The organism is Halomarina pelagica, from assembly GCF_024228315.1.
Lineage (GTDB): Archaea > Halobacteriota > Halobacteria > Halobacteriales > Haloarculaceae > Halomarina > Halomarina pelagica.
The window spans coordinates 198,445-222,842 of the sequence record NZ_CP100455.1 but is presented as its reverse complement, the minus strand read 5'-3'; the positions used below and the strand labels follow the sequence as shown (position 1 = coordinate 222,842).

25 protein-coding genes are annotated in these 24,398 nt (G+C 65.7%); 13 read left to right on the top strand and 12 right to left on the bottom strand.

What is annotated here, in order from left to right; translation table 11 throughout:
• The first annotated feature begins 11 nt into the window (after positions 1-11).
• Complete coding sequence (locus tag NKI68_RS19560; RefSeq protein ID WP_254546979.1) at positions 12-1,007, top strand: sulfite exporter TauE/SafE family protein; 996 nt, start codon at positions 12-14, stop codon at positions 1,005-1,007.
• A 98-nt stretch (positions 1,008-1,105) separates the two neighbouring features.
• Here NKI68_RS19560 and NKI68_RS19555 read toward each other — a convergent pair whose 3' ends face one another.
• On the bottom strand, positions 1,106-2,107 hold the full coding sequence (locus tag NKI68_RS19555; RefSeq protein WP_254546978.1) for a potassium channel family protein: 1,002 nt from the start codon (positions 2,105-2,107) through the stop codon (positions 1,106-1,108).
• Between the two features lie 831 nt (positions 2,108-2,938).
• On the opposite strand from NKI68_RS19555, the gene NKI68_RS19550 reads away from it, so the two are divergent.
• Entirely contained in the window at positions 2,939-3,682 is a 744-nt protein-coding gene (locus NKI68_RS19550) for a DUF4396 domain-containing protein (protein WP_254546977.1), read from the top strand.
• Positions 3,683-3,685: 3 nt separating this feature from the next.
• On the opposite strand, the gene NKI68_RS19545 is transcribed toward NKI68_RS19550, so the two are convergent.
• Positions 3,686-6,343, bottom strand: a complete 2,658-nt coding sequence (locus tag NKI68_RS19545) for a heavy metal translocating P-type ATPase (RefSeq protein ID WP_254546976.1) — start codon at positions 6,341-6,343, stop codon at positions 3,686-3,688.
• A 363-nt stretch (positions 6,344-6,706) separates the two neighbouring features.
• Here NKI68_RS19545 and NKI68_RS19540 point away from each other — a divergent pair, with 363 nt between their 5' ends.
• From NKI68_RS19540 to NKI68_RS19520, 5 genes are all read left to right on the top strand, one after another.
• On the top strand, positions 6,707-6,904 hold the full coding sequence (locus NKI68_RS19540) for a heavy-metal-associated domain-containing protein (RefSeq protein WP_254546975.1): 198 nt from the start codon (positions 6,707-6,709) through the stop codon (positions 6,902-6,904).
• Between the two features lie 58 nt (positions 6,905-6,962).
• Entirely contained in the window at positions 6,963-7,940 is a 978-nt protein-coding gene (locus NKI68_RS19535; protein ID WP_254546974.1) for a sulfite exporter TauE/SafE family protein, read from the top strand.
• Between the two features lie 127 nt (positions 7,941-8,067).
• Positions 8,068-8,667: a rod-determining factor RdfA gene (gene rdfA / locus NKI68_RS19530; RefSeq protein ID WP_254546973.1), complete on the top strand. Its 600-nt coding sequence runs from the start codon at positions 8,068-8,070 to the stop codon at positions 8,665-8,667.
• A gap of 75 nt (positions 8,668-8,742) precedes the next feature.
• Positions 8,743-9,051 (top strand): hypothetical protein, encoded by a 309-nt coding sequence (locus NKI68_RS19525; RefSeq protein WP_254546972.1) that lies wholly within the window; start codon positions 8,743-8,745, stop codon positions 9,049-9,051.
• On the top strand, positions 9,048-9,344 hold the full coding sequence (locus NKI68_RS19520; RefSeq protein ID WP_254546971.1) for a hypothetical protein: 297 nt from the start codon (positions 9,048-9,050) through the stop codon (positions 9,342-9,344). Before NKI68_RS19525 ends, NKI68_RS19520 begins: the two co-directional genes overlap by 4 nt.
• A gap of 261 nt (positions 9,345-9,605) precedes the next feature.
• Here NKI68_RS19520 and NKI68_RS19515 read toward each other — a convergent pair whose 3' ends face one another.
• Complete coding sequence (locus NKI68_RS19515) at positions 9,606-10,976, bottom strand: multicopper oxidase family protein (protein WP_368410986.1); 1,371 nt, start codon at positions 10,974-10,976, stop codon at positions 9,606-9,608.
• 636 nt (positions 10,977-11,612) lie between these two features.
• On the opposite strand from NKI68_RS19515, the gene NKI68_RS19510 reads away from it, so the two are divergent.
• Positions 11,613-12,251 carry a MaoC/PaaZ C-terminal domain-containing protein gene (locus NKI68_RS19510; RefSeq protein WP_254546970.1) on the top strand — a complete coding sequence of 213 codons (639 nt, stop codon included), beginning with the start codon at positions 11,613-11,615 and terminating at the stop codon, positions 12,249-12,251.
• 215 nt (positions 12,252-12,466) lie between these two features.
• Here the strand turns inward: NKI68_RS19510 and NKI68_RS19505 are convergent, their stop codons facing one another.
• Complete coding sequence (locus tag NKI68_RS19505) at positions 12,467-14,194, bottom strand: SulP family inorganic anion transporter (protein WP_254546969.1); 1,728 nt, start codon at positions 14,192-14,194, stop codon at positions 12,467-12,469.
• A gap of 434 nt (positions 14,195-14,628) precedes the next feature.
• On the opposite strand from NKI68_RS19505, the gene NKI68_RS19500 reads away from it, so the two are divergent.
• Positions 14,629-15,096, top strand: a complete 468-nt coding sequence (locus NKI68_RS19500; RefSeq protein WP_254546968.1) for a hypothetical protein — start codon at positions 14,629-14,631, stop codon at positions 15,094-15,096.
• A gap of 73 nt (positions 15,097-15,169) precedes the next feature.
• Here the strand turns inward: NKI68_RS19500 and NKI68_RS19495 are convergent, their stop codons facing one another.
• The 5 genes from NKI68_RS19495 to NKI68_RS19480 form a co-directional block, all read right to left on the bottom strand.
• The gene (locus NKI68_RS19495; RefSeq protein ID WP_254546967.1) at positions 15,170-15,664 is read right to left on the bottom strand and encodes a CBS domain-containing protein; all 495 of its coding nucleotides are present in this window, start codon (positions 15,662-15,664) and stop codon (positions 15,170-15,172) included.
• Positions 15,665-15,794: 130 nt separating this feature from the next.
• Positions 15,795-16,325: a Rossmann-fold NAD(P)-binding domain-containing protein gene (locus NKI68_RS23985; RefSeq protein WP_438267819.1), complete on the bottom strand. Its 531-nt coding sequence runs from the start codon at positions 16,323-16,325 to the stop codon at positions 15,795-15,797.
• A gap of 21 nt (positions 16,326-16,346) precedes the next feature.
• On the bottom strand, positions 16,347-16,718 hold the full coding sequence (locus NKI68_RS23980) for an NAD(P)H-binding protein (RefSeq protein WP_438267818.1): 372 nt from the start codon (positions 16,716-16,718) through the stop codon (positions 16,347-16,349).
• Positions 16,719-16,850: 132 nt separating this feature from the next.
• The gene (locus tag NKI68_RS19485; RefSeq protein ID WP_254546966.1) at positions 16,851-17,432 is read right to left on the bottom strand and encodes a DUF2238 domain-containing protein; all 582 of its coding nucleotides are present in this window, start codon (positions 17,430-17,432) and stop codon (positions 16,851-16,853) included.
• Between the two features lie 194 nt (positions 17,433-17,626).
• On the bottom strand, positions 17,627-18,160 hold the full coding sequence (locus NKI68_RS19480; protein ID WP_254546965.1) for an SPW repeat domain-containing protein: 534 nt from the start codon (positions 18,158-18,160) through the stop codon (positions 17,627-17,629).
• A gap of 142 nt (positions 18,161-18,302) precedes the next feature.
• Between NKI68_RS19480 and nucS the strand changes: the two genes are divergently transcribed.
• Both nucS and NKI68_RS19470 read left to right on the top strand, forming a co-directional pair.
• Complete coding sequence (gene nucS / locus NKI68_RS19475; RefSeq protein ID WP_254547070.1) at positions 18,303-19,067, top strand: endonuclease NucS; 765 nt, start codon at positions 18,303-18,305, stop codon at positions 19,065-19,067.
• 342 nt (positions 19,068-19,409) lie between these two features.
• A complete protein-coding gene (locus tag NKI68_RS19470) occupies positions 19,410-19,772 on the top strand; it encodes a lamin tail domain-containing protein (RefSeq protein ID WP_254546964.1) in 363 nt (120 codons plus the stop codon).
• A gap of 169 nt (positions 19,773-19,941) precedes the next feature.
• On the opposite strand, the gene NKI68_RS19465 is transcribed toward NKI68_RS19470, so the two are convergent.
• A complete protein-coding gene (locus NKI68_RS19465) occupies positions 19,942-20,961 on the bottom strand; it encodes a DMT family transporter (RefSeq protein WP_254546963.1) in 1,020 nt (339 codons plus the stop codon).
• A gap of 836 nt (positions 20,962-21,797) precedes the next feature.
• Entirely contained in the window at positions 21,798-22,082 is a 285-nt protein-coding gene (locus NKI68_RS19460; RefSeq protein WP_254546962.1) for a hypothetical protein, read from the bottom strand.
• A gap of 486 nt (positions 22,083-22,568) precedes the next feature.
• On the opposite strand from NKI68_RS19460, the gene NKI68_RS19455 reads away from it, so the two are divergent.
• A complete protein-coding gene (locus tag NKI68_RS19455) occupies positions 22,569-22,985 on the top strand; it encodes a hypothetical protein (RefSeq protein ID WP_254546961.1) in 417 nt (138 codons plus the stop codon).
• 489 nt (positions 22,986-23,474) lie between these two features.
• Here NKI68_RS19455 and NKI68_RS19450 read toward each other — a convergent pair whose 3' ends face one another.
• Positions 23,475-23,678, bottom strand: a complete 204-nt coding sequence (locus NKI68_RS19450) for a hypothetical protein (RefSeq protein WP_254546960.1) — start codon at positions 23,676-23,678, stop codon at positions 23,475-23,477.
• A 115-nt stretch (positions 23,679-23,793) separates the two neighbouring features.
• Here NKI68_RS19450 and NKI68_RS19445 point away from each other — a divergent pair, with 115 nt between their 5' ends.
• Positions 23,794-24,378, top strand: a complete 585-nt coding sequence (locus NKI68_RS19445; protein ID WP_254546959.1) for a flavodoxin domain-containing protein — start codon at positions 23,794-23,796, stop codon at positions 24,376-24,378.
• Positions 24,379-24,398: the final 20 nt, after the last annotated feature.

Here is a 24,398-nt window from a genome sequence, read left to right as displayed (position 1 = left end):
AGATCCTCGGGATGAGTCCCCTGCTGGTCGGCGCGTTCGTCGGGTTCGGTCTGCTCATCGGAACCCTGTTCGGATTCTTCGGGATGGGCGGTTCGTTTCTCGTCACGCCCGCGTTGCTCGTGATGGGGTATCCGTCGACGGTCGCGGTCGGCAGTGGACTCGCGTTCGTCTTCGGGACGTCCGTCATCGGCGCGCTCCGCCACCGCGATCACGGTCAGGTCGACTACAAACTCGCGGCCATCATGACGGTGGCCATGACCCTCGGTATCGAGGGGGGAAAGCGCGTCGTCTTCTCCCTCGAAGCGACCGGGACGGCCGATCTCGTCATCAGCGTCGCGTACGTCGGTCTCCTCGCCGCGGTCGGTCTGTTCACGCTCCGCGACGCGTGGGGGTCCGACGACGCGGACGACGCGGACGGGAACGACCTCGCCCGTCGCGTGCAGTCCGTCGACGTCCCGCCGATGGTGACGCTCCGCGGCGGCGTCCGCGTCTCCGCGACCGTCGTCTTCGCGATCGGGCTCACGATCGGCGTACTGTCCGGCTTCCTCGGCGTCGGCGGTGGGTTCCTCCTGATGCCCGCGATGGTGTACGGCCTCGGCGTCCCCGCCGCGATCGCCGTGGGGACGGACATCCTTCAGATAACGCTCTCCGGTGCCTTCGGCGCGTTCGTCTACGCGCAGGCCGGCGCGGTGGCGCTCCCCGTCGTCGGTGCGCTGCTCGTGGGGAGCGCCCTCGGCGCGCGCGTCGGTGCGGGCGCGACCAGACACGTCGACGAGGACGAGATCAAGGGCTACTTCGCCGCGATGCTGCTCGCCGGGAGTCTCGCCGTCGCCGCGAAGAAACTCGGAACCGCGTACGGTATCGACGCGCTCGACACGGTGAGCGTCGTCCTCATCTTCGGCGCGGCGGTCCTCGTGAGCGGCGCGGTCGTCCTCGCCGCCGTCTGTGGACTCCGCGGAAACCGAACGGGGACGTGGTGCCGACTCGTCACGCGGAGTCGAACGTAGCGTTGCACTGCGCGAGCGAAACGCTTGGCGTCTCAGCGATGGACGACCATCCCAACGAACTCCTGGGGGACGTCGAGTCGCTCGAACTCGGGCCGAACTCACCCGTTCTCCCGGGACGGCCACCGCCGTGCATCGGTCTCGACCAGCCCGAGCAGCTGTCGCCGTCGCTCGTCCAGCGCATCGAGCGACCGGGCGAACTCGTCGTCGGAAACCGTCGGGACGCCCGCTTCGCGGAGAGAGTCGAGGGTCGGCGCGGGCGGGGTCCGGGAAGCGGGCGTGATGAACGCCTCGTGGAGCGTCGCCAGGTAGTTCCGGACGCTCGATCGCGCGTTTCTGACGAGTATCTCGTCGGGTCGATTTCGTTCGGGAACGCCGAAACGGAGGAGCGTCAACGCCTCGTCGAGGATCGTGACGCTGAGCGCCGGGGCCTGGTCGCGCTGGGCGCTGAAGAAGTAGTGGAGGATCGGGTAGGCCTTGTGATTCGCCGTGAGCGCGTTGAGCTGTGCCGTGAACGTGTTCAGCGGGAGGTCGAGCCCCCGGAACGCCTCGCCGTTCCAGCTCGTTCGAACGATCGCGTCGCTCCGCGTGCCGAGGCCGCTCACGCCGCTCGCGAACGAGCGCTTCTGGGTGACGGCGTCGAGGACCGAGAGGACGTAGGTGACGCTGAGCGTGACGAAGAGCATCCCGCTCGCCGTGACGAGGACGGTGACGATCTGCCAGACGCCGTCCCGCGGCGCGAAATCGCCGTTCCCCAGGGTGAAGACCGAGTAGCCGACGAAGTAGAACCGTTCGGCCCACGAGACCGGTCCCCCCTCGCGGGTGTCGACGAGAACGCCCTCCGCGCCCGCGAAGACGAGCGTCCAGCCGGCCCAGAGAAGCGCGAGCCACGTCGCCAGTCCGAAGACGAGGATCAACGGGCCCGAGAGACTGAGCACACGGGGGCGCTGCTTCCCGATCCGTTTGAGCGCCCGCCAGACCGACGGCATCGATCGGGACGTCAGCGGACCGGCACCACCCTCCACCCAGAGCGTCGTCCACAGGAGGTCCCCGACGCCGACGGTGAGGAGGAGGACGCCGAGGACGGAGTACGCGACGCTCACGTCAGTTCCTCCCCGAAAGCGGGTCGACGGGGGGGTCCGCCGCGTTCGGTGACCGTCCGGGAGTAACGAGACCGTCGGGATCTACCGTGTTCCGGGCTCTCCTCGCAATTCTCGTCGGGGGGACGGGGCCCCCGGCTGGTTCTCCTACTCCCCTCGGACGTACCGTCTCCGAACTGGAACGAAGCGCCATCACGCTAGCGCGGTGGCTCTCCAGGTAGAAAGTTCTCCGTGTCCCACCGCGTTCACGCCCGCGAGAGCGCGCCAGCGGTAGCGCAAACGTCACGCTCCGCTGGTGGGCGTGGTAGCGAGCACCGTCCGGTGGCGGGCTATCCCCGCCTCGACGTGTTGGTGATCCGATCTGGACGGTGCGCGGGAGGGTGTCGGCCTACCGCTGGCTCTCCCCCGACCTCCGCTGCTCCCCGAAGACGTTGGTGATCGCTGTGGTCGGAGCGTCCGGGGCGTCGGAACCGTACTGTGTAATCGACAGTAGCCGGGAACTCACCCTCCACCTTCTCCCACACTCTCCAAACACTTAGTAATTTCTGGAATAGTACGTGTATTCTACAGAATCTACGTGATTGTACGCTATCTGCCGATGTACGGGGCACAGTACGAATCGGATTTTCGATATGTGTGGCGAACGGACCTCGAGACCGGGAGGGACGCCAGCGGTTCGCGTCCCACTTTGGAACGTTAACCACAACCGCATAGAGTCTGGCCCTCGAACGGACGCACGTGATGGAGCACCGACTCGAGGACGTGATCGCGTTCAGCGGGACCGTGAGCATCGCTCCCCCTGACGCAGGGTTCGACGACGTGATCGGGTAGACGATGGCGCTTCAATCCCTCGTCGAGCGGATCGAACACGCGTTCGCACCGATACGGCACGTGCTGAAACCGATCCTGTCGGATCCGTCGACGATGGCCGTCTGGGCGCTCCTCGTCGGCGCATCCGTCGGCGTCCTCTGGTGGGACGTCCGGAAGCGCAACCGGGCGCTTCCGTCGCTGATGAAGGGCGTCTGGACGCTGGTCGTCCTCTACTCCGGCCCGTTCGGGCTGGCGGTCTACCGGTACGCCGGGCGCACCCAGATCGACCGCGACTCGCTGTGGCGGCGCGGCTTCCGCTCGACGGCCCACTGCTACTCGGGCTGTGGCGCGGGCGAGATCGTGGGGTTCGCGGTGCTCGCCGGCCTGCTGGCGCTAGAGAGCACCGTCCTCACGGCCCTCGGGACGTTCGCGCTCGCGTACCTCTTCGGCTACGCGCTCACCGTCGGCCCGCTGATGCAGGAGGGCGTCGGGTTCGGTCGGGCGGTGCTCGACGCCCTCTACAGCGAGACGCCGAGCATCACCGTCATGGAGGTCACCGCCATCGGGACGGACCTGCTACTCGCCAGCCAGGCGAAGATGACCGACCCGCTGTTCTGGGGCGCGCTCGCCCTCTCGCTGTCGGTCGGGTTCGTCTTCGCCTTCCCGATCAACGCCGCCCTGGTCTACTTCGGCGTCAAGGAGGGGATGAAGAATCCCGCCGAGATGGGAGGGGATCGCCACGGCGGACGGGAACGGGCCACGGACTAGCGACTATCGGCGCAGTCGGCCGAGCAGTTCGTAGTCGTGGTCGGGGGTGTACCGGCGGAACAGCAGGCTGTTCGATAGCACCGAGACGCTGGAGAACGCCATCGCGGCGGCCGCCAGCACCGGCTGGAGCAGGCCGAGCGACGCGAGCGGGATCATCGCGGTGTTGTACCCGAGCGCCCAGACGAGGTTCTGCTTGATCTTCGCCAGCGTCGCATCCGAGATACGGATCGCCTTCACCACGTCGAGCGGGTCGTCGCGCATGAGGGTCACGTCCGCCGCCTCGATGGCGACGTCGGTGCCCGAGCCAATGGCAGTCCCGACGTAGGCGACCGCCAGCGCCGGTGCGTCGTTGACGCCGTCGCCGACCATCATGGCCTTCCGACCCTCCGACTGGACGGCCTCCACCGCGTCCGCCTTGTCCTCGGGGAGGACCTCCGCGCGGACGTTCTCCGGGTCGATACCCACTCGCTCGGCCACCGCGCGGGCGGTCCGTTCGTTGTCGCCCGTGATCATCATCACGTCGACGCCGCGTTCCTGTAGCTGGCTCACAGCGTCTCTTGCGCTCTCTTTGATCGTATCGGCGTCAGCGACCACGCCGACGAGTTCCCCCTCGCAGGCGACGAGCATGGCTGTCTTCCCCTCGTTCTCGAGGCGCTCCATCGTATCGGCAGCTGGCGACAGGTCGATTCCGTTGTCCCGGAGCAGCTTCCGATTCCCGACCAGCACCTCGCTTTCACCGATGGTCGCTTTGATGCCGTGGCCGGGGACGTTCTCGAAGTCGTCGGGGTCGGTCACGGCGAGACCGCGCTCTCTGGCTCCGTCGACGATGGCCCGCGCGAGCGGGTGTTCGCTCCCGCTCTCGGCCGTGGCTGCGAGCCGCAACACGTCGTCCTCGCTGAGGCGGTCCTGTGCGGTTAGCTGGCCCCCATCGGTAGCGGGATCCCCGCCGTCGGATCGACGATCCGACGAGGATCGCGAACCGTCGGTTCGCTCACCACCGTCCGCGACCGGCCTGCCGTCGCCATTGAACACGACGACGTCGGTCAGTTCCATCTCGCCCTTCGTCAGGGTCCCGGTCTTGTCGAAGACGACCGTGTCGGCGTCCTTCGCGCGCTCGAGGACGTCACCACCCTTGAACAGCACGCCGTTCCGGGCACCGATGGTCGTCCCGACCATCGTCGCGGCGGGGGTCGCCAGCCCGAGCGCACAGGGGCAGGCGATCAACACGGCCGACGCGAAGACGACGACCGAGAACTCGAACACCGAAACCGTCCCGCCGGCGACCGCGGGTCCGCCGGCGACGAGCCCCCACAGCGGGAGCCACTCGACGACCCCGGCGAGCGTCTCGGGGAAGAGGAACCAGACGACGCCCCAGAACAGGGCGTTGGCGATGACCGCGGGGACGAAGTACGCCGAGATGCGGTCGGCGAGGTTCTGGATGTCGGGCTGGCGGGACTGGGCCTCCTTTACCGTCCGGACGATCTGCTGGAGGGCCGTGTCCTCGCCGACCTGCGTCGCCTCGACGACGAGCACGCCGTTCTCGTTGATGGTCGAGCCGACGACCTCGTCGCCCTCGCCCTTCTCGACGGGGACCGATTCGCCCGTGACCATCGACTCGTCGACGGCCGACTGGCCCTCGACGACGACGCCGTCGGTGGGGATCTTCTCTCCGGGGCGGATCTTCATTCGGGTGCCGACCGTCACGTCCTCGACCGGCACCTCGCGCTCGGTGCCGTCCTCGTCGACGACGGTCGCCGTGTCGGCCTCCATCTCGAGCAGCTTGCGGAGGGCGTCGCTCGCCTGGCCCTTCGAGCGCGCTTCGAGGTAGTTACCGAGCGTGATGAACACGAGGATCAACGCGGCGGTGTCGAAGTACATACCGCCGGCGACGGCTCCGAGGAGCACCGCGACGCTGTAGAGGTACGCCGTGGACGAACCCAGCGCGATGAGCACGTCCATGTTGGCGCTCTTGTTCCGCACGAGCGCCGTGTAGGAGTTCTTGTAGAACTGCCAGCCGAGGACCGCCTGCACCGGCGTCGCGAGCAGGAACTCGATCCAGCCGAACTCGACCCCGAAGACGGTCTCGGGGAGGACCCCACCGCCGAGCAGGAACTTCTCGACGAGGAAGAAGACGAGCGGCGCGGAGAGTACCGCGCCGAACACCGTCAGCCGGAACTGTCTGCGAATCTCCGCCTTTCGAGCGGCGTCTCGACGTTCCTGGTCGGACTCTTCGCTCCCCTCGTCGCGAACGGGCGTGTAGCCCGCGTCTTCGATCGCGTCGTAGAGCGCGGCGCGCGAGACGTCGGCGGGGTTGTACTCGACCTGCGCCTCGTCGGTGGCGACGTTCACCGTCGCGCCGATGACGCCGGGGACCCGCTCCAGCGCCGTCTCGTTCGTCGCCGCGCAGTTCGCGCAGGTCATGTCCGAGATGCCGATTCCGACCGTCGCACGCTCGGCGTGATAGCCGGCGTCGTCGATCGCCCGGTAGATCTCGGCGAGCGATACCGCCTCGGGATCGTACTCGACGGTCCCCTCGTCGGTGGCGAAGTTGATGGCCGCCTCCGAGACGCCGTCGAGCGAACGCAGGGCATCAGTAATCGTCTGCGAACAGTTCGCACAACTCATGCCCTGGATCTCGAGTTGCGTCGTCCTGAACGTCATTGTCCTAGATATGGGGTCCGCGTTGATGCGGTTTGTCCTTTGGATACGTTCCTTAATCGGGCGATATAGATTCGACTCGAAGCCGAACATCGGTGTGTGGTTAATTTATTGGCGTCGTTGCGTCGTTCAACGCCCCCGACGACCGGATCGCGCGCCGTTCACGCGTCTGAGACGACCGGACACCGGACCGATCTCCGGTCGGTCGAGCGTATCGCGGAGCCGGCGCGTCGCGCTTCTCGACGGTGCGGGTGACGGCTCGTTCGTACGCGCCGACCCGGCTTCGGGTTTCGAAGTTCGAGCGCACGAACGCCGAAATATCGTAACAGGAAGCGGGAAAAGTCGTCCCCACGAAAGAAAACACGCATGTCCGTAACCATCACCGTCGAGGGAATGAGCTGTAGCGGGTGTGAACAGACGGTCGAAGACGCCCTGCGGGACGTCGACGGCGTCACGGACGTCACGGTCGATCGAACGACCGACTCCGCGACGGTCGCGGGGGACGCCGACGCCGACGCGCTCGTGAGAGCGGTGGACGAGGCGGGCTACGAGGCGAGTACGTAATCGGCCTCGACCGTTAACCCCTCACCCGTCCTACCGAGGCCGTCGTCCGGAAGCCATCATGTCACTCGTCGAGCCAACCGTCGTCCTGATCGTCTCGTTCGTCGCGTTCGGTCTACTCGTCGGTATCCTGTTCGGGTTCTTCGGGATGGGCGGGAGTTTCTTCGTCACGCCGGCGCTGTTGGTGCTCGGCCACTCCGCTACCACGGCGGTCGGGACCGGGCTGGCGTTCGTGTTCGGGACGTCGCTCGTCGCGGCGGTCACCCACCGCGATCTCGGGCAGATCGACTACCGGATCGGCGCGCTGTTCGTTCTCGGTATGTCCCTCGGGATCGAGGTCGGACGGCGGACGTTGCAACGACTCAGCGCGCTGGGCGTGGCGGACGTCCTCGTCAGTTCGATCTACGTTCTCCTCCTGGCCGGGGTCGGCTACTACATGCTCTCCGATTACCTGCACGGCGGGGCCGCGCGTTACGACCCTGCGAGGTCGGGACTCACCCGGTTCGTCAGGGACGCCACACCGCCTCCCACGATCACCGTCTCCGGCGGAGCCACCGTCTCGGTGTGGGTCGTACTCGCGGTCGCCTTCGGGATCGGCTGTCTCGCCGGCGGGCTCGGTGTCGGCGGTGGCTTCCTCGTGCTCCCCACGCTCGTCTACGGCTTCGGGATGGCGGAGACGGTCGCCGTCGGGACGGACGTCTTTCAGATCGCCAGTTCGAGCGCGTTCGGGACGCTCCAGTACGCCAGACAGGGGTCCATCCACGTCTCGATGGTCGCGTACCTCCTGGCGGGCGGGATTCCAGGCGCACGGATCGGTGCACGCCTGACGGGGACCGTGGACGAACGGGTCGTCAAGGGGTACTTCGGCGTCGTCCTGCTGCTCGGGAGCGTGGCCGTCGCGAGTAAAGTGGTCAGTCACGCGTACGGTGTCGAACTCCTCCACGACCTTAGCGTCGTCCTCCTCTTCGGGTCGGCGTTCGTCGTCAGCGTGCTCGTCCTCTGGCAGGGGTTCGTGAGTCGAGAACGCCCGACCGAGTGAGGGCTCGGAGAGCGCGCTTCGACGACGGAACCGGTCCGTCACATTCGGCGTGTCTCCGGGAGCGCGGCGTCGGTCGCGCGAACCGATGAGAATATCGGTCCCGCGCTCGTCGGATGCATCGGGCGATATGTGCAAGGTCGAGCGAATCATCGAAAAACACGGCCTCTCCGATCTCGACGAGGAGCTTCGACGCCGACACCGCGGCGGTGCGAGCCTCAGAGACCTCGAAGCGTTCGTCAACCGGCGCGTGCTCGACCGGGTCCTGCTGGAAACCGGGGTGGCGCTAATCGGCGACACCGAGAGCATCTATCGCGTCCTCGACGGGGACGACGCGTCCGCCGGCCAACGGGCGGAGATCCGCTCGCAACTCGAACGCGCCGGTCCCCCCGCGAGCGAGGTCGAGGACGATTTCGTCTCCCACCAGACGGTCAAGCGCCATCTGCAGAACTGCCTCGGCGTCGAGACGAAACGGCGATCACGGATCACGCTCGACGACGCCGAGGGGACGGTCGAGTGGGCGCAGTCGCGAAACGTGTCCGTGATCGAGAACACGATCGAACGATTGCACAACGCGGGCCTCATCGAGGCCGATCACGTCGACGTGACGCAGTCGGTCTGGGTGACCTGCGACCGGACGGGAGAGACGTTCCGCCTGCGGGACTTTCTGCGGCGCGGTGGTTGCGACTGCACCGATTCGGACGGCGACGGCGGCGCGACCGGCGGCTGACGATCGGCTGATCGGTTCGCGAGGGCACCGGGAGGTACCAGCACCGATATGTGGTAACGGGTTCTCCGGGTACGTATGGTCTCGGATCAACTGGCCGCGATTGCCACGGCGGTCTCCCTGCTCGTCGGCGTCGTCGCGATCGGGCTGTCGTCGCTGGCGTACGTTCGGTTCCGACACACGAGTTACCGGCGCATGCTACTCCCTCTGATTGCCGTCACGTCGCTCTTCACGGTCGCACACGCGCTCTCGCTCGCGTGGCCCGACCACCCCCTCGTCGTCGACCTCCTCGAACCGCTCGCGTTCACCGGACTCGTCGTCGGGGTCCTTCGCCTCGTCCAGCTCCACCCCCGGATCAGCGACGCCGTGAGGGGTGAGCGACCGTGATCGTCGAGGCCTTCGCGCTCTACGAGGCGATGCTCGGGATCGTGGCGACCGCGGGGACCCTGTACCTGCTGTACTCGGGGGACTTCGTCGTCGTCCACCGACGGTTCCTGGAGATCGTCGCCGCGGGAACTGGCGTCGCCGTCCTCGGTCAGTTGGCGTTTCTGCTCTACTGGCCGCCGGGCGTCCAGTTCGCCCACCTCGTGCTCCTCCTCTCGCTCACGCTCGCACTCTATTCGCTCGTCACTGGCTATCCCACGCGAGAGAAACCCTGGTTCGCCACGCTGTTTTCCTGACCGTCTCTTCACCGGCTACGGCGATCCCGGGAGGGTGATCGGGGCGGAGATCGGCGTAGAACGTCACCATCTCGCTCGCTCTCGGTCGAGTAGCGGGACGACCGGGGCCGCGTTTCACAGGCCCGACTCGCGACGGCCTACACGGGAAACGACGGGTGATCGTTACAGGAGCACTACTGTAACAGCTCTCCTGCCGTCCGCGTACGTCGACCCGTGAACCGTTGTTACAGTAGCTCTCCTGTAACGGATTCTCCCGTGACCTCACCTGTACTCGAAGACCCGGGCCATTCCCGCTTCGAGGTGATAGAGGTTGTGACAGTGAAACAGCCAGTCTCCGGGGTTGTCGGCGACGAAATCGAACGTCACGGTTCCCATGCGAGCGGGAACCACGACGGTATCCTTGAGTGCGTCGCCGACGCGGAAGAAGTGTCCGTGTAAGTGCATGGGGTGGAGCATGGGACTCCGGTTCGTCAGTCGAACGCGAACGTGTTCACCCTCGCTGATCGGGAGTGGGTCGGCGCGGGGATAGGCCTGTCCGTCGATCAGCCACGCGCCCGACCCCATCATGTTCCCCGAGAGGCTCAGATCGAACGTTCGATCGGGAGATCCGCTGAACCGATCCAGCGACCGTGTCGATCGGAGGTCCTCGTAGCCGAGCACCGTCCCTGGGCGCTCGGGTGGAACGGGGGGTCCATCGGCGGTATCGTACCGGAGGATACCACGGGCCGGCCGCTCTGTTCCGTCGATGGCGACCGCCTGGATCTCCCAGGTTCCGGGGTCGTCCGCCGTCACGATAGCGTCGTACCGCTCCCCGGAACCGAACTCGAACGCGTCGACGGTCACCGGCTCGACGGGTTGACCGTCGGCGTGCGTGATCGAGAGCGGATGACCGCCGATGCGTACCCCGAACGTCGTCGCGCTACTCGCGTTGACGAACCGAAGCCGGACGCGCTCGCTCTCGCGAACGTCGAAGATCGGCGGCGCTGACGGTCGCCTCCCGTTGAGGAGCAATCCGGTATACTCCGGCCGATCCGGGTCGTTCATCCCCCCGTGACCTCCCATCCCCCCACCGCCGGGCGTCGGTCGCGGGGCGTCGGGGAGATAATCGTCCAGCATGAGCGTGTACTCCCGGTCGTAGTCGACGTGTGGCTCCCGTTCCTCGACGATGAGTGGGCCGTAGAGTCCGCGATCGGGCTGTAGCCCCACGTGGCTGTGATAGAAGTACGTCCCCGATACCGGGACCTGGTATTCGTACTCGAACGACCGATCCGGTTCGATCGCGGGCTGCGTTACGTCGGGCACGCCGTCCATCGGATTCGGGAGCGGAATGCCGTGCCAGTGGACGGTCGTGCCCTCCGATAGCCCGTTGGTCACCGTGACGCGCAACCGCTCCCCTTCGAGAGCGCGGAGTTCGGGACCGGGAAACTGATCGTTGTACAGCCACGTTCGATACGCCCCGCCTCCTCCGACGTCGGCGGTACCGGGGGTAGTACGGAGCCGATATTCTCGATCCGGTCTCCCAGGTGGTGCGTTCGGCGCGCTCCCGTCGTCGTATCCAGGCCCTGCGCGTGGCTGTAGCGACGTACAGCCGGCGAGCGTGCCAACTACCCCTCCCCCGGCGATCCGAAGCACCTGCCGGCGAGTGACCGGGGGGACTATTACGGGCACCTTCGATCGAGTTCGCCGTGGTTCGTGGGATCGATTCCCGGACGCGCCGCGGTTTCCCGGGCCGTAACGGTCTCGGACAGTGGTTTCGTGTGCTGCTCGAAGCTGTACGTCATCCTGTCTACTAGGTGGACACAGTCGGCAATAAGGTTCGCTCACGTCTCACGAGTAATTCATCGACGTTCGTCAGTACTCATCGGGGAGTATCGCGCGACGACTCGGCTCTCGTCGGAAAATTTCGACGAGTCACGCACGCCCTCTACGTCCCTTCGATGACTACTATCGTGTCCTGCCCGTACGTACACAGGATGTCACGGCCCTCACGACTCTCCGCGACGCTGTCGAGCAGCGACCCGGTCCAGTCGACTCGTCCCTGATACCGAGCGGTGGCCGCCGTCGGTACGCCAGGGGCGATCTCCCGTGGTACCAGAGACGGGGAGGGGGCGCGCTCTTCGGTCCCCGAGCCGAATCTCGGCGGGGACGCTCCTCCCCGTCCTGGTCCCGATTCGCGTGAACGGGAGTGTCAGGGAACGTCGTCTCTCTGACGAGCAGCACTAGGACTTCATAGCGCACCGGCTCGTCGGACGAAAGGGGGAGGTGACGATGACGATCGATCCCGTCTGCGGCATGGAAGTGATAGCATCAAATACAGAAGAGACCGCCGAGTACGAGGGGGTGACCTACCGCTTCTGTTCTACGGACTGCCACGACCTGTTCGTAACCGCGCCGGCGGAGTACGTCGAGACACCGCACCCTCACCTCACCGAGGTTCTCGGCGTGGCCGTCCCTCGCCTTCCGTACGGACGGGCGAAGGGGGAGTTCGACGTCGAGATTCGAGAGCCGGGAACGCTGGGCGTCGGCGATCGCGTCGCGTTCACGAAAGCCATCACCGACGACGACGTACGGAAGTTCGCCGAGGCGACGAGCGACACGAACGCGGTGCACCTCAACGACGCCTTCGCCGAGAAGACACGGTTCGGGCGACGCATCGTTCACGGAACGCTCGTGTCCGGGATGATCAGCGCCGCGCTAGCGTGCTTCCCCGGCCTCTCGATCTACCTGTCGCAGAACGTCGAGTTCAGTCGTCCCGTCGACGTCGGGGAGACGTTGACGGCGCGCTGTGAGATCGTCGAAGCACTCGAGAACGACCGGTATCGACTCACGACGCGGGTCGAGAACGAGGCCGAGGAAATCGTCGTCCACGGCACGGCGACGGTACTGATCGACGAACTCCCGGAGTGACGGAGGGGAACAGACCACAACGGGCATGAGCGTGAAGACCCTACCACTCTGATCCGATCGTGGAACGACGGCACAGAGTCGTACCACGACACCGCCAAGATAGCAGTGTTCCCCGGAATTCATCGAGTCGAACATCGGTGTCGACTCCCCACGCCACCTCCTGTCCACCGGCGCGGCGTCCTCCTCGTTAGCGTGGTCTGTCGAATCCTAGGGGCTTATCGCGCCTCCTCCTCCGCTAGTCGCGCCGTCGCGGTCATCAGTGCGTTCTGCGTCGAAGCGCCGAGTACGGACTCCTTCTCGAAAACGTGCCCCGGACCGAGAACCTGGATCAATCCCACACGGCCGAGTTCGTCGATCAATTCGGCACTCACGCCGGAGAGGACGATGTCGTTACCCGCGCTACGCAGATTCTCGATGTACTGTTCGAGCCAATTGACGAACGTGTTACTGAGTTCGTCCCGTCCCCGGAGTCTCAGCACTACGATCGCGTGTTCAGCGCTGTCAGCGGCCGGAAGGTGATCTGCGAGCGTGTATACGCTCGCAAAATAGAGGCTACTCCGTGGATAAAAGATCGTGACCTGGTTAGACGGGAGCGTGTCTGGAAACGGTCCTGCTTCGAAGTGGCACGGACCTCTCGGGATCAGCCGTTCTAACTCGACATCGGTCGCCGACGTGTAGACGTACAGAAGTAAGGAGAGGGCCACACCGGCGAAGACCGCGAGTTCGAGCGAGATCCAGACGCCGATGACGAAGGTCGCGAACATCGCGATACTGGCCGTCTTCGACACCGTCCACGAGCGAACGGCGTCCCCCCACTCGTTTACGATGATCTCGAGGCCGATCACGATCAAGAGTCCTGCCAGGCTCGCCATCGGGATTAGCTCCACGAGCGGACCGGCGAACAGAACGATGATCGCGAGGACGACTCCGGAGTACACCCCGGCCCAACGCGTCTCTGCTCCGCTACTGACGTTTATCCCCGTACGTGAGAACGAACCGCCCCCCGGAAGTGCTTGAAAGAGTCCCCCGACGATGTTCGCGATCCCGTGTGCGCTGAAGTTACGCGACTGATCGGTCCGTTCCCTCTCCGGGTCCGAAAACGCGGCGCTGATTCCCGCACTCTCGATCAGCGCGATGATCGCCACTGCCAGTGCTCCGGTGACGATCGATGGAGCCAATTGCGCGTCGGGAACCACGGGCGTGGGGAGTCGATTTGGAACCGCTGCGACGTCACCGACGACCCGGATCGATGTACTGTCGAACGCCGCGACGACCGACGCTGCGAGGACGATCGCCACCACTTCGGCGTATCGACCCCACGATGACCGTTTGAGTAGCAGGATGACGATGATCGTCCCCAACCCGACCGTCGATGTCGCGACGTTCCATCCGTCTACATTCTGGAGGAGCGTGATCGTTCGAACGAGGACGACACCATCGATCGTATTCGCGTAGCCGACGAGCGTCTCGAGCTGTCCGAGAACGAGTAATGCGGCAGTGGCGATAATGAAGCCAGTCATCACCTCGTCGTTGACGTAGCGGATCAGGCCACCGAGATTCAGAATACCGAGGAGCAATTGGATCCCTCCGACGAGCAGCGTCAGCGTGAACAGGGCCGGGAGCTGTTCGGGCCCGCCGAGGGTACCGAGGGAGTCTGCGACCACGAGTGCGATCGCGTTAGTCAGAGTGATGATCATGAACCGAGAACTCGCAGTCAGTGCCCCGACGAGTGCCGTCACGATCCCCGTGTACAACCCGTAGATGGGGTCGACACCGGCGATCAGGGCGTATCCCATCGCCTCGGGAACGCTAACGAGCGCGACAGCGACTCCCGCCGGGAGGTCCGACCGCAGGCTCGACCGAGTCGGTAGCGATACCCTGAGTTGGGTCGCGCGACGTTCGATCTCCTCCTTCTCGACGTATGGCGTTCGCACGTGTCTCACCGGGCACCACGACCACCCAGGTAGCACCTTCCGAGTGAACAATTCACGCCCGGTAACGGCGACCCAGGGCTCTTACGGAGAGCCGTGGCACCCCCTTTCCTCCAGTCAGTATACTGCTGTCGACGATATTACGTTACTGGTAATCGCTGGTGCACGGTAGCTGTCGGGAGTAACTATTCCCCCGTGCCACGTTGTAACGCCACGAGTGTCGATGAGAGCGGAGCGGAATACTCCCAAAAGCAGATACGGTCGAGCGACCAGTTCACCCTGACCGAGTGGACATTCTCAAAGCAAAATAAGTAGGAGGTGCATAGTAGAAACCGAACAACGAAAGATTTTTTCCAGAAGTAATACTGGGATCAGTTATGTTAGCCAGTACGTCCAGACGTCAGTTCGTGACTGCCAGTTTTATCGTACTCGCAGTCGCGCTGCTGATGACTGGCGGTGTCGCAGCTGACGGCGACGCACACGCGTCCGACGAGGCGTCGGGCCACGTCGGCGTGACGACGCTCGCGGGGATCGTCGCGCTCGTCGCGATTCCCGTCGCGCCGGCGTACTGGTACTCGTGGCGGGAGAACCGCGTCGAATCGACCGATCGACTCGACGGCCTCGCGGTCGGTCTCGCCACCCTCACGGCGATCGTCCACCTCTATCTCTTCTTCGCTCACGGCGAAACCGTGATGCTCCTCGCGGGTGGCGGGTTCGTCGGGGCGATCGTCCTCTTCCTGCTGGGGGCGAATCGGCGGCTCCTCTACCTTACAGGGATACCGTACACGGCCGTACAACTGCTGCTGTGGATCAACGCCGGATTTCCGCACGCGACGGGTATCGGGCTCGTGGATAAGCTGGCACAGACGGCGCTCGTCGGACTCCTCGGCTACCTGTACGTCGCCGACGAGTAGCGCCCGGTAGTCGACGTTCCTATTTCGATTCGAGCGACCGCGGCCCGTGGAGAGGCGGGCGGGAACCGTCCGCTCACTTCGCCGGCGACTCCGCGTGGACGACGTCCGAAAGACTGTCGAGTTGCGCGGCCACGTGTGCGCTCTCGCCCGCCAGGTGGACGACGAGGTCGTCGAACGTCACGATCCCCACGAGATCCCCGTCCTCGACGACTGGAACTCGGCGCACGCTCGCCTGGTTCATATGGTGGAGCAACCGGGGGATCCGGGCGTCAGACTCGATAGTGAGAGGATCTCCGGTCATGAGGTCACCGGCGGTGAGTTCCGAACCGGAGCCACCCTCGGCCAGGACGTTGGTACCGTGTTCGTCGGTGAGGAGGTGGACGACCAGGTCGCGGTCGGTGACGATGCCGACGAGTTCGTCACCCTTCGTGACCAAAACGTCGCCCACGTTGGCCTCGACCATCGTTCGCGCGACTTCGCCGATCGTCGCATCGTCGGGGACGCACACCACGTCTTTCCGCGCGATCCGCCCCACGCGAAGATCGGTGTCGGAGCGTTCTCGAGACATCGCGCTCCGACGTACGCCGGGGAGATCGAAAAGCGTGGTGCCCCCAGCGTTACCGCCGGGCGCTATGATTCGTCGTACTCGGCTGCTGTCGAGGAGGACAGACAGTTCACCCGACGTGAACTCCGCTCGATCAGCCCGGCCCCCTGATCACTCGTTCAGGCCTGTTCGACGTGTCGCTCAGATACGTCGGGAGCGCCAGCAGGTCCGATTCGTCGAACCCGAAGGCGTCCACGTCGTTGTGCTCGGCGACGTTCGTCATCTCCAGCGCCCGCGCCTGATCGACGCCGAGCGGGAGGGAGGGGATCGGATCCGCCGCGTACAGCGCGATCTTCGCTACCCGCATCGGCACCGAGAGGACCCTGGTCGATCTCCCGTCAGCCCGGTAGAGCATCCGGGTGACGTCGCCGAACGTCAGCACCTCGGGCCCGCCAAGGTCGTACACCTGACCGACGTGCCGGTCCCGTTCGACGGCGTCCGCAGTCATCGCGGCCACGTCCTCGACCCAGATCGGCTGGAAGGTCGGGTGCGTGCCGCCGTCCGGGAGGACCGTCACGTACGGCGTCGTGTACTCCCGTACGAACGCGAGCGTCTCGCTTCCCTCCCCGAAGATGAACGACGGGCGCAGGATCACCCAGTCGAGATCCGAGTACCGAACGACCACGTCGCCGATACCCTGGGTCCGTCAGTAGGCGATGGGGCTGTGTGCGTCCGCCCCCAGCGAACTCATCTCGACGTACCGATCGACCCCGTGTTCGGAGGCGGCGTGGGCGGCGTTCATCGCGCCGCCGATACAGACGGTGTCGTGGAACGTCCCCGGACGGGGCTGGTGGAGCGGCGGGAGGGCGGTGAGATTCACGGCGGCGTCCCTCCCCTCGAAGGCCCCCTCGATCGACCCGTAGTCCGTCACGTCGCCGGTGGTCGTCTCGACCTCGTCGGGAAGGACCGCCGGATCGGGCGACCGCGACAGGGAGGTGACGGCGTGCCCCCGATCGACCAGTTCGGCACAGAGGTGACGACCGACGAAGCCGTCGCCACCGGTGACCAGTACGTCCATGTCACGGACGTGCGTCAGGACCGTCAGTAAAGGTTGAGCATGCACGTTGAGCGTCGTCCCTCATCGTTAGGTGTCGAACGGCGATTCGGCCATCGCTACCGGTCGCCGGCGGCAGTTCGCGCTCGGGCAGTATTAGTCGCGTCCCCCAGTGAGGTTGTCGAGGATGCGGTCGCCGAACGCGAGGACGAGCGAGGCACCGAGGAGGTCGAAGATGAGGTCGAGTACGGTGTCGGTCCGTCCGTAGGAGACGAGAAACGGTTCGAGACCGAGACGGTCGGCGGCGGCGTGGACGGCGTACTCCATGAGTTCCCAGAGGAGCCCGACGCAGACGACGACGGCGACGACGCGCGGCCGGGGCTCGCGCCCGCGCCGCCGGGCGGCCGCGTGGACGATCCCGGCGAGAAGGGTCGCGGAGTGGGCGTGCGTGAGGTGGTCCCACCACCAGACGTCGTCGTACGGGCCGAGCATCCCGACGGCGTGCGTGAGCGTCGCGATCTCCGCGTACACGCGCTGCCACGGCCGGAATTCGACGTCGTACTCGCGTTCGAGGACGTCCGGGAGGTACGTGAACGCGAGCGCGAGGGCGGCGTTCACGACCGCACCCGCGTTCCGCCGGCGGAGACCGACGAGGAACACGGCGACGATCCCGTATCTGATACCGCGCTCGGCCTCCCGCGCGACCGACGTCGGCGCGGTCTCCGTTACGGGCGTCATCTACCGGTTCGAACGGTGCCGGCCGGGAAATAGGTTACTCCGGGTCGGCGGTTCGACCCCGTTCGCGAACGCGGGCCGAAAGCACAACCGGCGCACTCCCGTAGGCCGACGGCGATGGGAGATCACACCGAAACTACCCGGGGATACGTCATCGACGGCGGGTACTGCTGCCCGAGCGCGACAGGTACGCGAACTCACCTGATGTGCTGGTTCCAGATGCCATACTGATAGGCTATCGTGCCGCGAGGGATACTGACCAGCGCGAGGAGGACGCCGACGGCGACGCCGTTCCACGTCGCGATCGCCGGGGCTCCCTGGAGTACCCACGGTGCCGCGGCGACCCACGCGCCGAGGGGGACGTTCGCGAGGCGAACCGTCCGGGCGGGTTCGCCCATCGCGACGACGGAGAACGTGACGACGAGGGCACCGACGAGGTAGCTGCTGTCCGCGGCCGCGCCGGCGGTGCCGAAGACGGCGGGCGACGCCATCAGCCAGAGGCCGAGGCCCGTCGCGACGAGGAGATTCCACGGAACGGAGACGCCCCAGAACATCGACCGGACCGACCCGGGGTCCGTTCGCGTCTCGCCGTCGACGCCGGCCGCCGCCGCGGGAAACGTCCCGCCCATCCAGAAGGCGCGCCACAGCGATTCCCCCCGTCGGGTTCGTCGGTGGAGGAACTGCCCCATCGCGACGACCTCGTCGACGGTGAGCGCGATCATGAGGAGCATGGCGACGGCCGAGAGGAGACACAGCGTGCACCACGACCCGACGGCCAGCGGCCTCGTGTAACGGGAAGGGGAGACCGGACGCACCTCGGTGCCAAGCGAGTATCCTATATCGCTCCGGCGTCTGTATCGCGTGACGCTCTCCATGACCGTGACCTCGCTCTCAGCGCCCGACCCCTCGCGGGCCCACGCCCTCGTGACGGAGGGCCTGACGACCGACGCGGTCGTGACGATCGTCGGCCGGTGTGAGGTCGACTACGAGGGGCGGACGACCAGCTATCTCGGTCCCGGCGACCGGCTCGTGATCCTGAAGCCCGACGGGACGCTGCTCGTCCACCGGCCTGAACAGCGCGATCCCGTCAACTGGCAGCCGCCCGGCTGCGCCCACGACGCCCACCTCACCGACGGCCGCCTCCACGTCCGCAGCATTCGAGGCACCCCGCCGGAGCGGGTGGACATCGCCTTCGACGCGGTGTATCAGGTGTCGGTGCTCGAACTGACCGACGAGCACGACCTCGAACTGGTCGGCAGCGAGGAGGACCTCCGCCAGCGCATCCTCCGGAACCCGTCGCTCGTCGAGGAGGGCTTCTCGCCGCGGGCGACCGAGCGCGCGACCGCGGCCGGCGCGGTCGACATCTACGGCGAGGACCGTTCGGGGACGCCCGTGATCGTCGAGTTGAAGCGTCGACGGGTCGGACCCGACGCGGTCGGTCAACTCGCGCGGTACGTCGACGCGGCCGAGCGCGAGCGCGCGGACGAACACGTTCGCGGGATACTCGTCGCCCCGTCGGTCACGGAGCGGGCCGAGCGCCTGCTCGACGAACGGGGACTGGAGTTCGTCGCGCTGGAACCCGAGGGCGCGCTCTCGAAGCGGACGACGCTCGACGCGTTCCGAGACGAGATCGACTGATCCCGTATACCGAGATCGAAAGACGTCGGAAGCGTTAGAAATAACAACTCAAATAGGTGGGTGCCTGCACGGCACCTCTCGCGTGTAACTATGACGCCGGTCGCAGAGCGGTGTCCGAAGCCGTTCGACGCGATCGTGGAATCGAACGATGGGCATCGATACGACGATGGGACTCCCGAGCCACCAGGGTCCGATCTGTTCGTCGAAGAGGGTCAGTACCAACTGCACCAGATATCGGGTAAGCAATATTAATCGCTTTGTACCGCCAGTTCCGAGACCCCCGGCGGCCGGACCTAACGCTCTATACGCCTCGCGGTCCTACCGGATGAACGGTGACGGATGATGGACGAGCCGAACGAGATCCACCACAGCGACCTCGTCATCGACGAGATCCGGGAGAAACCCTCCGGTCGAGACGAACGTCATCTCGAGGGGGAGTACATCACGTTCAAGAACGACGGGACGACCCGACTCGACGTCTCGGACTGGTCGGTCGAGGACGAGGCGGGGAACGCGTTCCGCTTCCCGGAAGGCAGCGAGTTAGAGCCCGGCGAACGGGTCACGCTCCACAGCGGGAGCGGGCGGGACACCGGATCGGATCTCTACTGGGGATCGGATCGACCGGTGTGGCGAAACGCCGGCGACACCGTCCTCGTCCGGGACGCTGACGGCGTGGTTCGAATCCGGGAGTCGTACAACGAATAGCCCCGGGGATGGGAGTCGCTCCGACGCGTCGGAGCGACCGAGGACAGTTCTCCGGGATACTGGTCGGAGCCGAGGCGAATCGGTTCCCGCAGAACTCCCCCGATTCCGGTGGAGCGGTTTTCCCGCAAAATCCGCCCGGATCAGTTCGACATCGCCGATGATGATGCCCTCACCCCCGCGGTGCGTGTTCACAGAGGTGGTCCTCGTCCCGTTGTGACGCTCTCGACCGGTTTCGAAGCTGCCGCAGTTCGTCTCGGATGGTGTCACGCTCGATCAGGGCGAAACCGGCGACGATGACCGCGAAGCCGAGTGCGGTCCGGGGTGGGACCGTCTCCCCGAGGATCGCGCCACCGGCGAGGGTCGCCACGAGCGGCACGGTGTAGCTGATCAGGTTCGCCCGAACGGGCCCGGCCCGGTCGATGAGGCCGTAGTACGCGGGGAAGGCGAGCGCCGTCGCGGGTAGCCCTACCCAGAGAATCGCCGCGACTGCCTGGAGCGTAGGGGTCACGTCGGTCGGGGAGTCGCCGGCCAGGAGACTGAGCGTGTGGACGAGTCCGGCGGCCACCACCAGCGCCCAGGCCGTCATGCTCAGCCCCGGAATCGCGCGATCGACCCGGCGCAGCAGGACGCTCCCGAGCGCCGCCGCGGTCGCGGCACCGCCGATCAGCGTGATCCCGACGACGGTTCGCTCGTCGCCCGCCGAGAGCGAACTCAATCCGACGATGATCGCCACGCCGAACAGGCCGAGCACGATCCCGACCATCCCGACGGGATCGAATCGCGTCCCGGGCAGCAGTGCCAGTGCGAACAGCGGCGCGAGGACGGGAACGAGACTGAACACGACCGCGGCGGTGCCGCTGGTGACGTACTGCTGGCCGACGAACAGTAGCGCGGCGTTCAGTCCCGAGAGGAACACCCCGGCGACCACGACCGCCGTCAGGTCACCGCGAGTACGAGGGAGCCAGTAGTCCCTCCGCCGGGCGACGTACGCCAACAGCACCGCCGCGCCGATGTCGTACCGAAAGCCCGCAAACAGCAGCGGCGGAACGTCGGCCAGGCCGGCTTTGATGCCGACGAAGGCGGTGCCGAACGTCAACGAGGCGACGACGAACAGGGCGACCGACTGTCTCGCGGAGCCGGAGCCGTGTCCCGGTCGCGTGTCCGCCTCGCTACCGACGGACTCCGTCACCGCGAACCGTCCGGTGTCGCGTGCGATGGCCGGACGTTCTCTGCCGTTCTCTGTAACGATACGGAAACCATCGGTCGGAGTAGTTCTTCTGTCGGCATGCGGCTTTCGACCGTCCGGGGACCATCCGCCGCCGTGGGGAGCGGAACGGTTCGTACCTCCGTCACGTCGGATGGGGGAACGTAGTCGTCACCGTCGGCAGAGCGTGCGCCTAGGACGCCGACGCTGATGTTCGCCGCGATGCGGACAGTGCTGGCGAGGGAACGCGTGCCTCACGTACCGGGCAGTGTGCGACGATCCCCTGTCGCTGATCGACGAGCGATGCCACGCGGAACTGTGGCCGCGTGTACGCGAGCGGTTTCCGATCGATCGGACGACCGCTCATCCACCAGCGGTGAGCGGGAGTGAGCACACGAAACGACGGAACTGATCGTCGTCCATATGTACCGGGAGGAGATAGTACAATAACGAAAACACACCTGTTATCCGAAATCTGTCCATCCATCGAACTCCAGTGAATCCGGAGTCAACGTTTCGTTTGCCCCGCGGTGTGAGGTCTGAGGAATGTACGAACCGGAGGTGAGCGGCTCTCCATGCGTCTTCTGCCACACGAGACCGAGGGCGAGGTCCGTTCTTCGACGTGGGCCGTTCGAGGGGATGAACATCCGTACAGTCCATCGAACGGACGGGACAGACCGGGGGAGTCCGTTCCGAACATTCCTGAATTCGGAAATCCGGAGGTGTGCGACACGGTCCAGACCATCGTCACCAGTAAGGTGGTGAGCGTCGAAGCGCCCTAAACGCTCACGACCTCTGTCACTGTCGACTGACTGTTTCGTTCACCGGCAGATCGACGCGGAGCGTTCCCCGGGTGTCGGAACTGACCGCCACGTCGACGAGTTCCTGCTGCTCAGCGGTGGTACGGCTCCACCCGGACCGGGCTTGGTGTAACTCGCGAGGGTGTCGGTGGTGAACGCCTCGCAGTCGTTCGCGTCGTACCTGACGACGGCGGTACCGTTCTCGACGGTGAACGCCTTGACGTCGACGCAGGCGGTCGTCTCGGGGTTCTGCATCGACGGGGAACCGACGAGACGCCGAGCGATCGGCTGTGTAAGGAGTTTCATACTGGTAGCGGACGGAAACTAAGTAGCAGATAGTCTATGAGTATCGTTTGACATTATCCGCGTAATCGGAGATTGCTCTCTCGTTCGCTTCTAGACGAACGCGCGTGAAGACATTCGACGTTCGTCGATCGTGACCGAGATGGCACGGAGAGAGTCCGAGGGTCGTTCCTGTTCGCTATCGTAGTATCGCGACGCGAGGTGCCGATTTAATCGCCCTCAACGCGCACCGGCTCCCGAGAAACCGTTCGAAACGAGCGTACGACGCTGAATCGAGATATAGTAAAAATACTCTAATCTATTCCCGTCGTTCTCGATCGTGGGATGGTTCACTCCCGTGTCAGGCCATCGGTCGTGCAGTGGCCGGTGACCCTACGCCCGTCGTGGTGTTTTGCGTACCGGATAACATGTCGGTACGTATAACAAATGTGGCCCCGGGCGATCACCCCGACGTCGGCGTCAGCGAGGCGTCGATGGAGAACGAATAACATGTTCGGAAAGAACTCTCGACGGCTGATGATCCTCGCCGTGGTCGCCATGATCGCGATCTCGGGCGTGGGCATGGTCGCGGCGGAGCACGAAAAGAAGAACGAGGACAACAAGATCAAGCAGTGGCAGGACAACTATCAGAAACAGTTCGCCGCTCAGTTCGGTGAGGACAACGAGATCCACCAGGATCAGGACAACTACCAGAAGCAGTTCGCGGCCCAGTACGGCGAGGACAACAAGATCAAGCAGTGGCAGGACAACGACCAGACGCAGGTCGCGCTCCAGGGCGGCGAGGACAACGAGATCCACCAGGATCAGAACAACTACCAGGAGCAGAAGGCCGTCCAGTACGGTGAGGACAACGAGATCAAGCAGTCGCAGTCGTCCAGCCAGACCCAGGTCGCCGTCCAGGGCTGACGCGATCCTACCATCCACCGACGCGACTTTTTTCGAACTGCCGACGGTCCCTCTACCGCTCGCGAGCCGCGAGGGACTACTTCGGGGGTCTGTCCGTACCGATAGGTGGGTGCTTTCCGCCTGGCGATCCGTCGAACGGGGGTGGATGAGGTTCGTCGCGGTGCCCCCGATCATCGTGCAGGCCGCCGGGTTCCTGGAGATGCGCGGCGACATCTCCGGATCCCCGTCGTCGAGGATCACCTCGGGGTTGTATCTCGAGCAGGTGAAGCCCGGTGACTGTCTCCGGCGTATCGCTACTGCCGGGCGGGCCACCCGGTGCGACGGCGGTCCTACTCGCCCTCGGGACGGCGGGCGCGACCGGTCTGGTCGTCGGCGCGATCCGCGGCGTCGTACTGGTGCAGTTTGTACGGTCGTATCGATGACTGCTGTGCCGGTGTACCGGTCATCGTCTCCTCACTCCACCCGACCCACTGCGGTGGTATCGTCCCGTTACGCTGACCGCGTCGTCCCCTCGGGCCGGCCGAGTCGGAGGAGCGTTCGCGCGACCAGAATATACCAGGCCCACACTACGACGACGGAGCCGACCGAGAGGAGGAGACCGACCCGTGGCACGTAGAAGCCGAGCGCGATCACGTCCCCGTCGAGGGTGCGGTCGCCCTGGAGGTTCGCGCCGACACCGTGTTCGACATCCACCAGTCCCGTGAAGACCGCCGAACGCCGAGATCGTCACTCCGGGGGTCTGGCACTCTCGATCGACTCGGCACGGGTTTTATCGACCTCGGGACCCAACCTCGACTGGCGATTCCACATGGTGTCATTCCTCGTACTCTACGGGACCGGTGAGGGACAGACCGCGAAGGTCGCGGGTCGCATCGTCGACGTGCTCGCGGCGCGCGGGCACGACGCCGCGGCGGTGGACGCCGGCGAGAGACCGCCGGACCTCTCCGTCGACGACTTCGACGCGGTCCTCGTCGGCGCGTCGATCCACCGCGGCAAGCATCAGTCGGCGGTTCGCGAGTTCGTCACGTCGAACCGCGACGCGCTGGCGGCGAAGCCGACGGCCTTCTTCCAGGTGTCGCTGTCGTCCGCGGACGAGCGGGGCGAAGAACAGGCGGCGGGCTACGTCGAGGCGTTCGTCGAGGACACCGGCTGGCACCCCGACCGGATCGGCCTCTTCGGCGGCGCGCTGCGCTACTCGCAGTACGGCTTCCTCAAGCGGTTGGTGATGAAGCAGATCGCCAAGCGGGCGCTGCCCGACGCGGACACGTCCCACGACGCCGAGTTCACCGACTGGGACGAGGTCGAGGCGTTCGCCGCGGACGTCGCCGCGTTCGTCGAGGGGCGACTCGGCGTCGCGCCGCCCGCCTCCCGTGATTCGGAAGAGAACGAGTGACCGCCGCCCTCGCGGTAGCT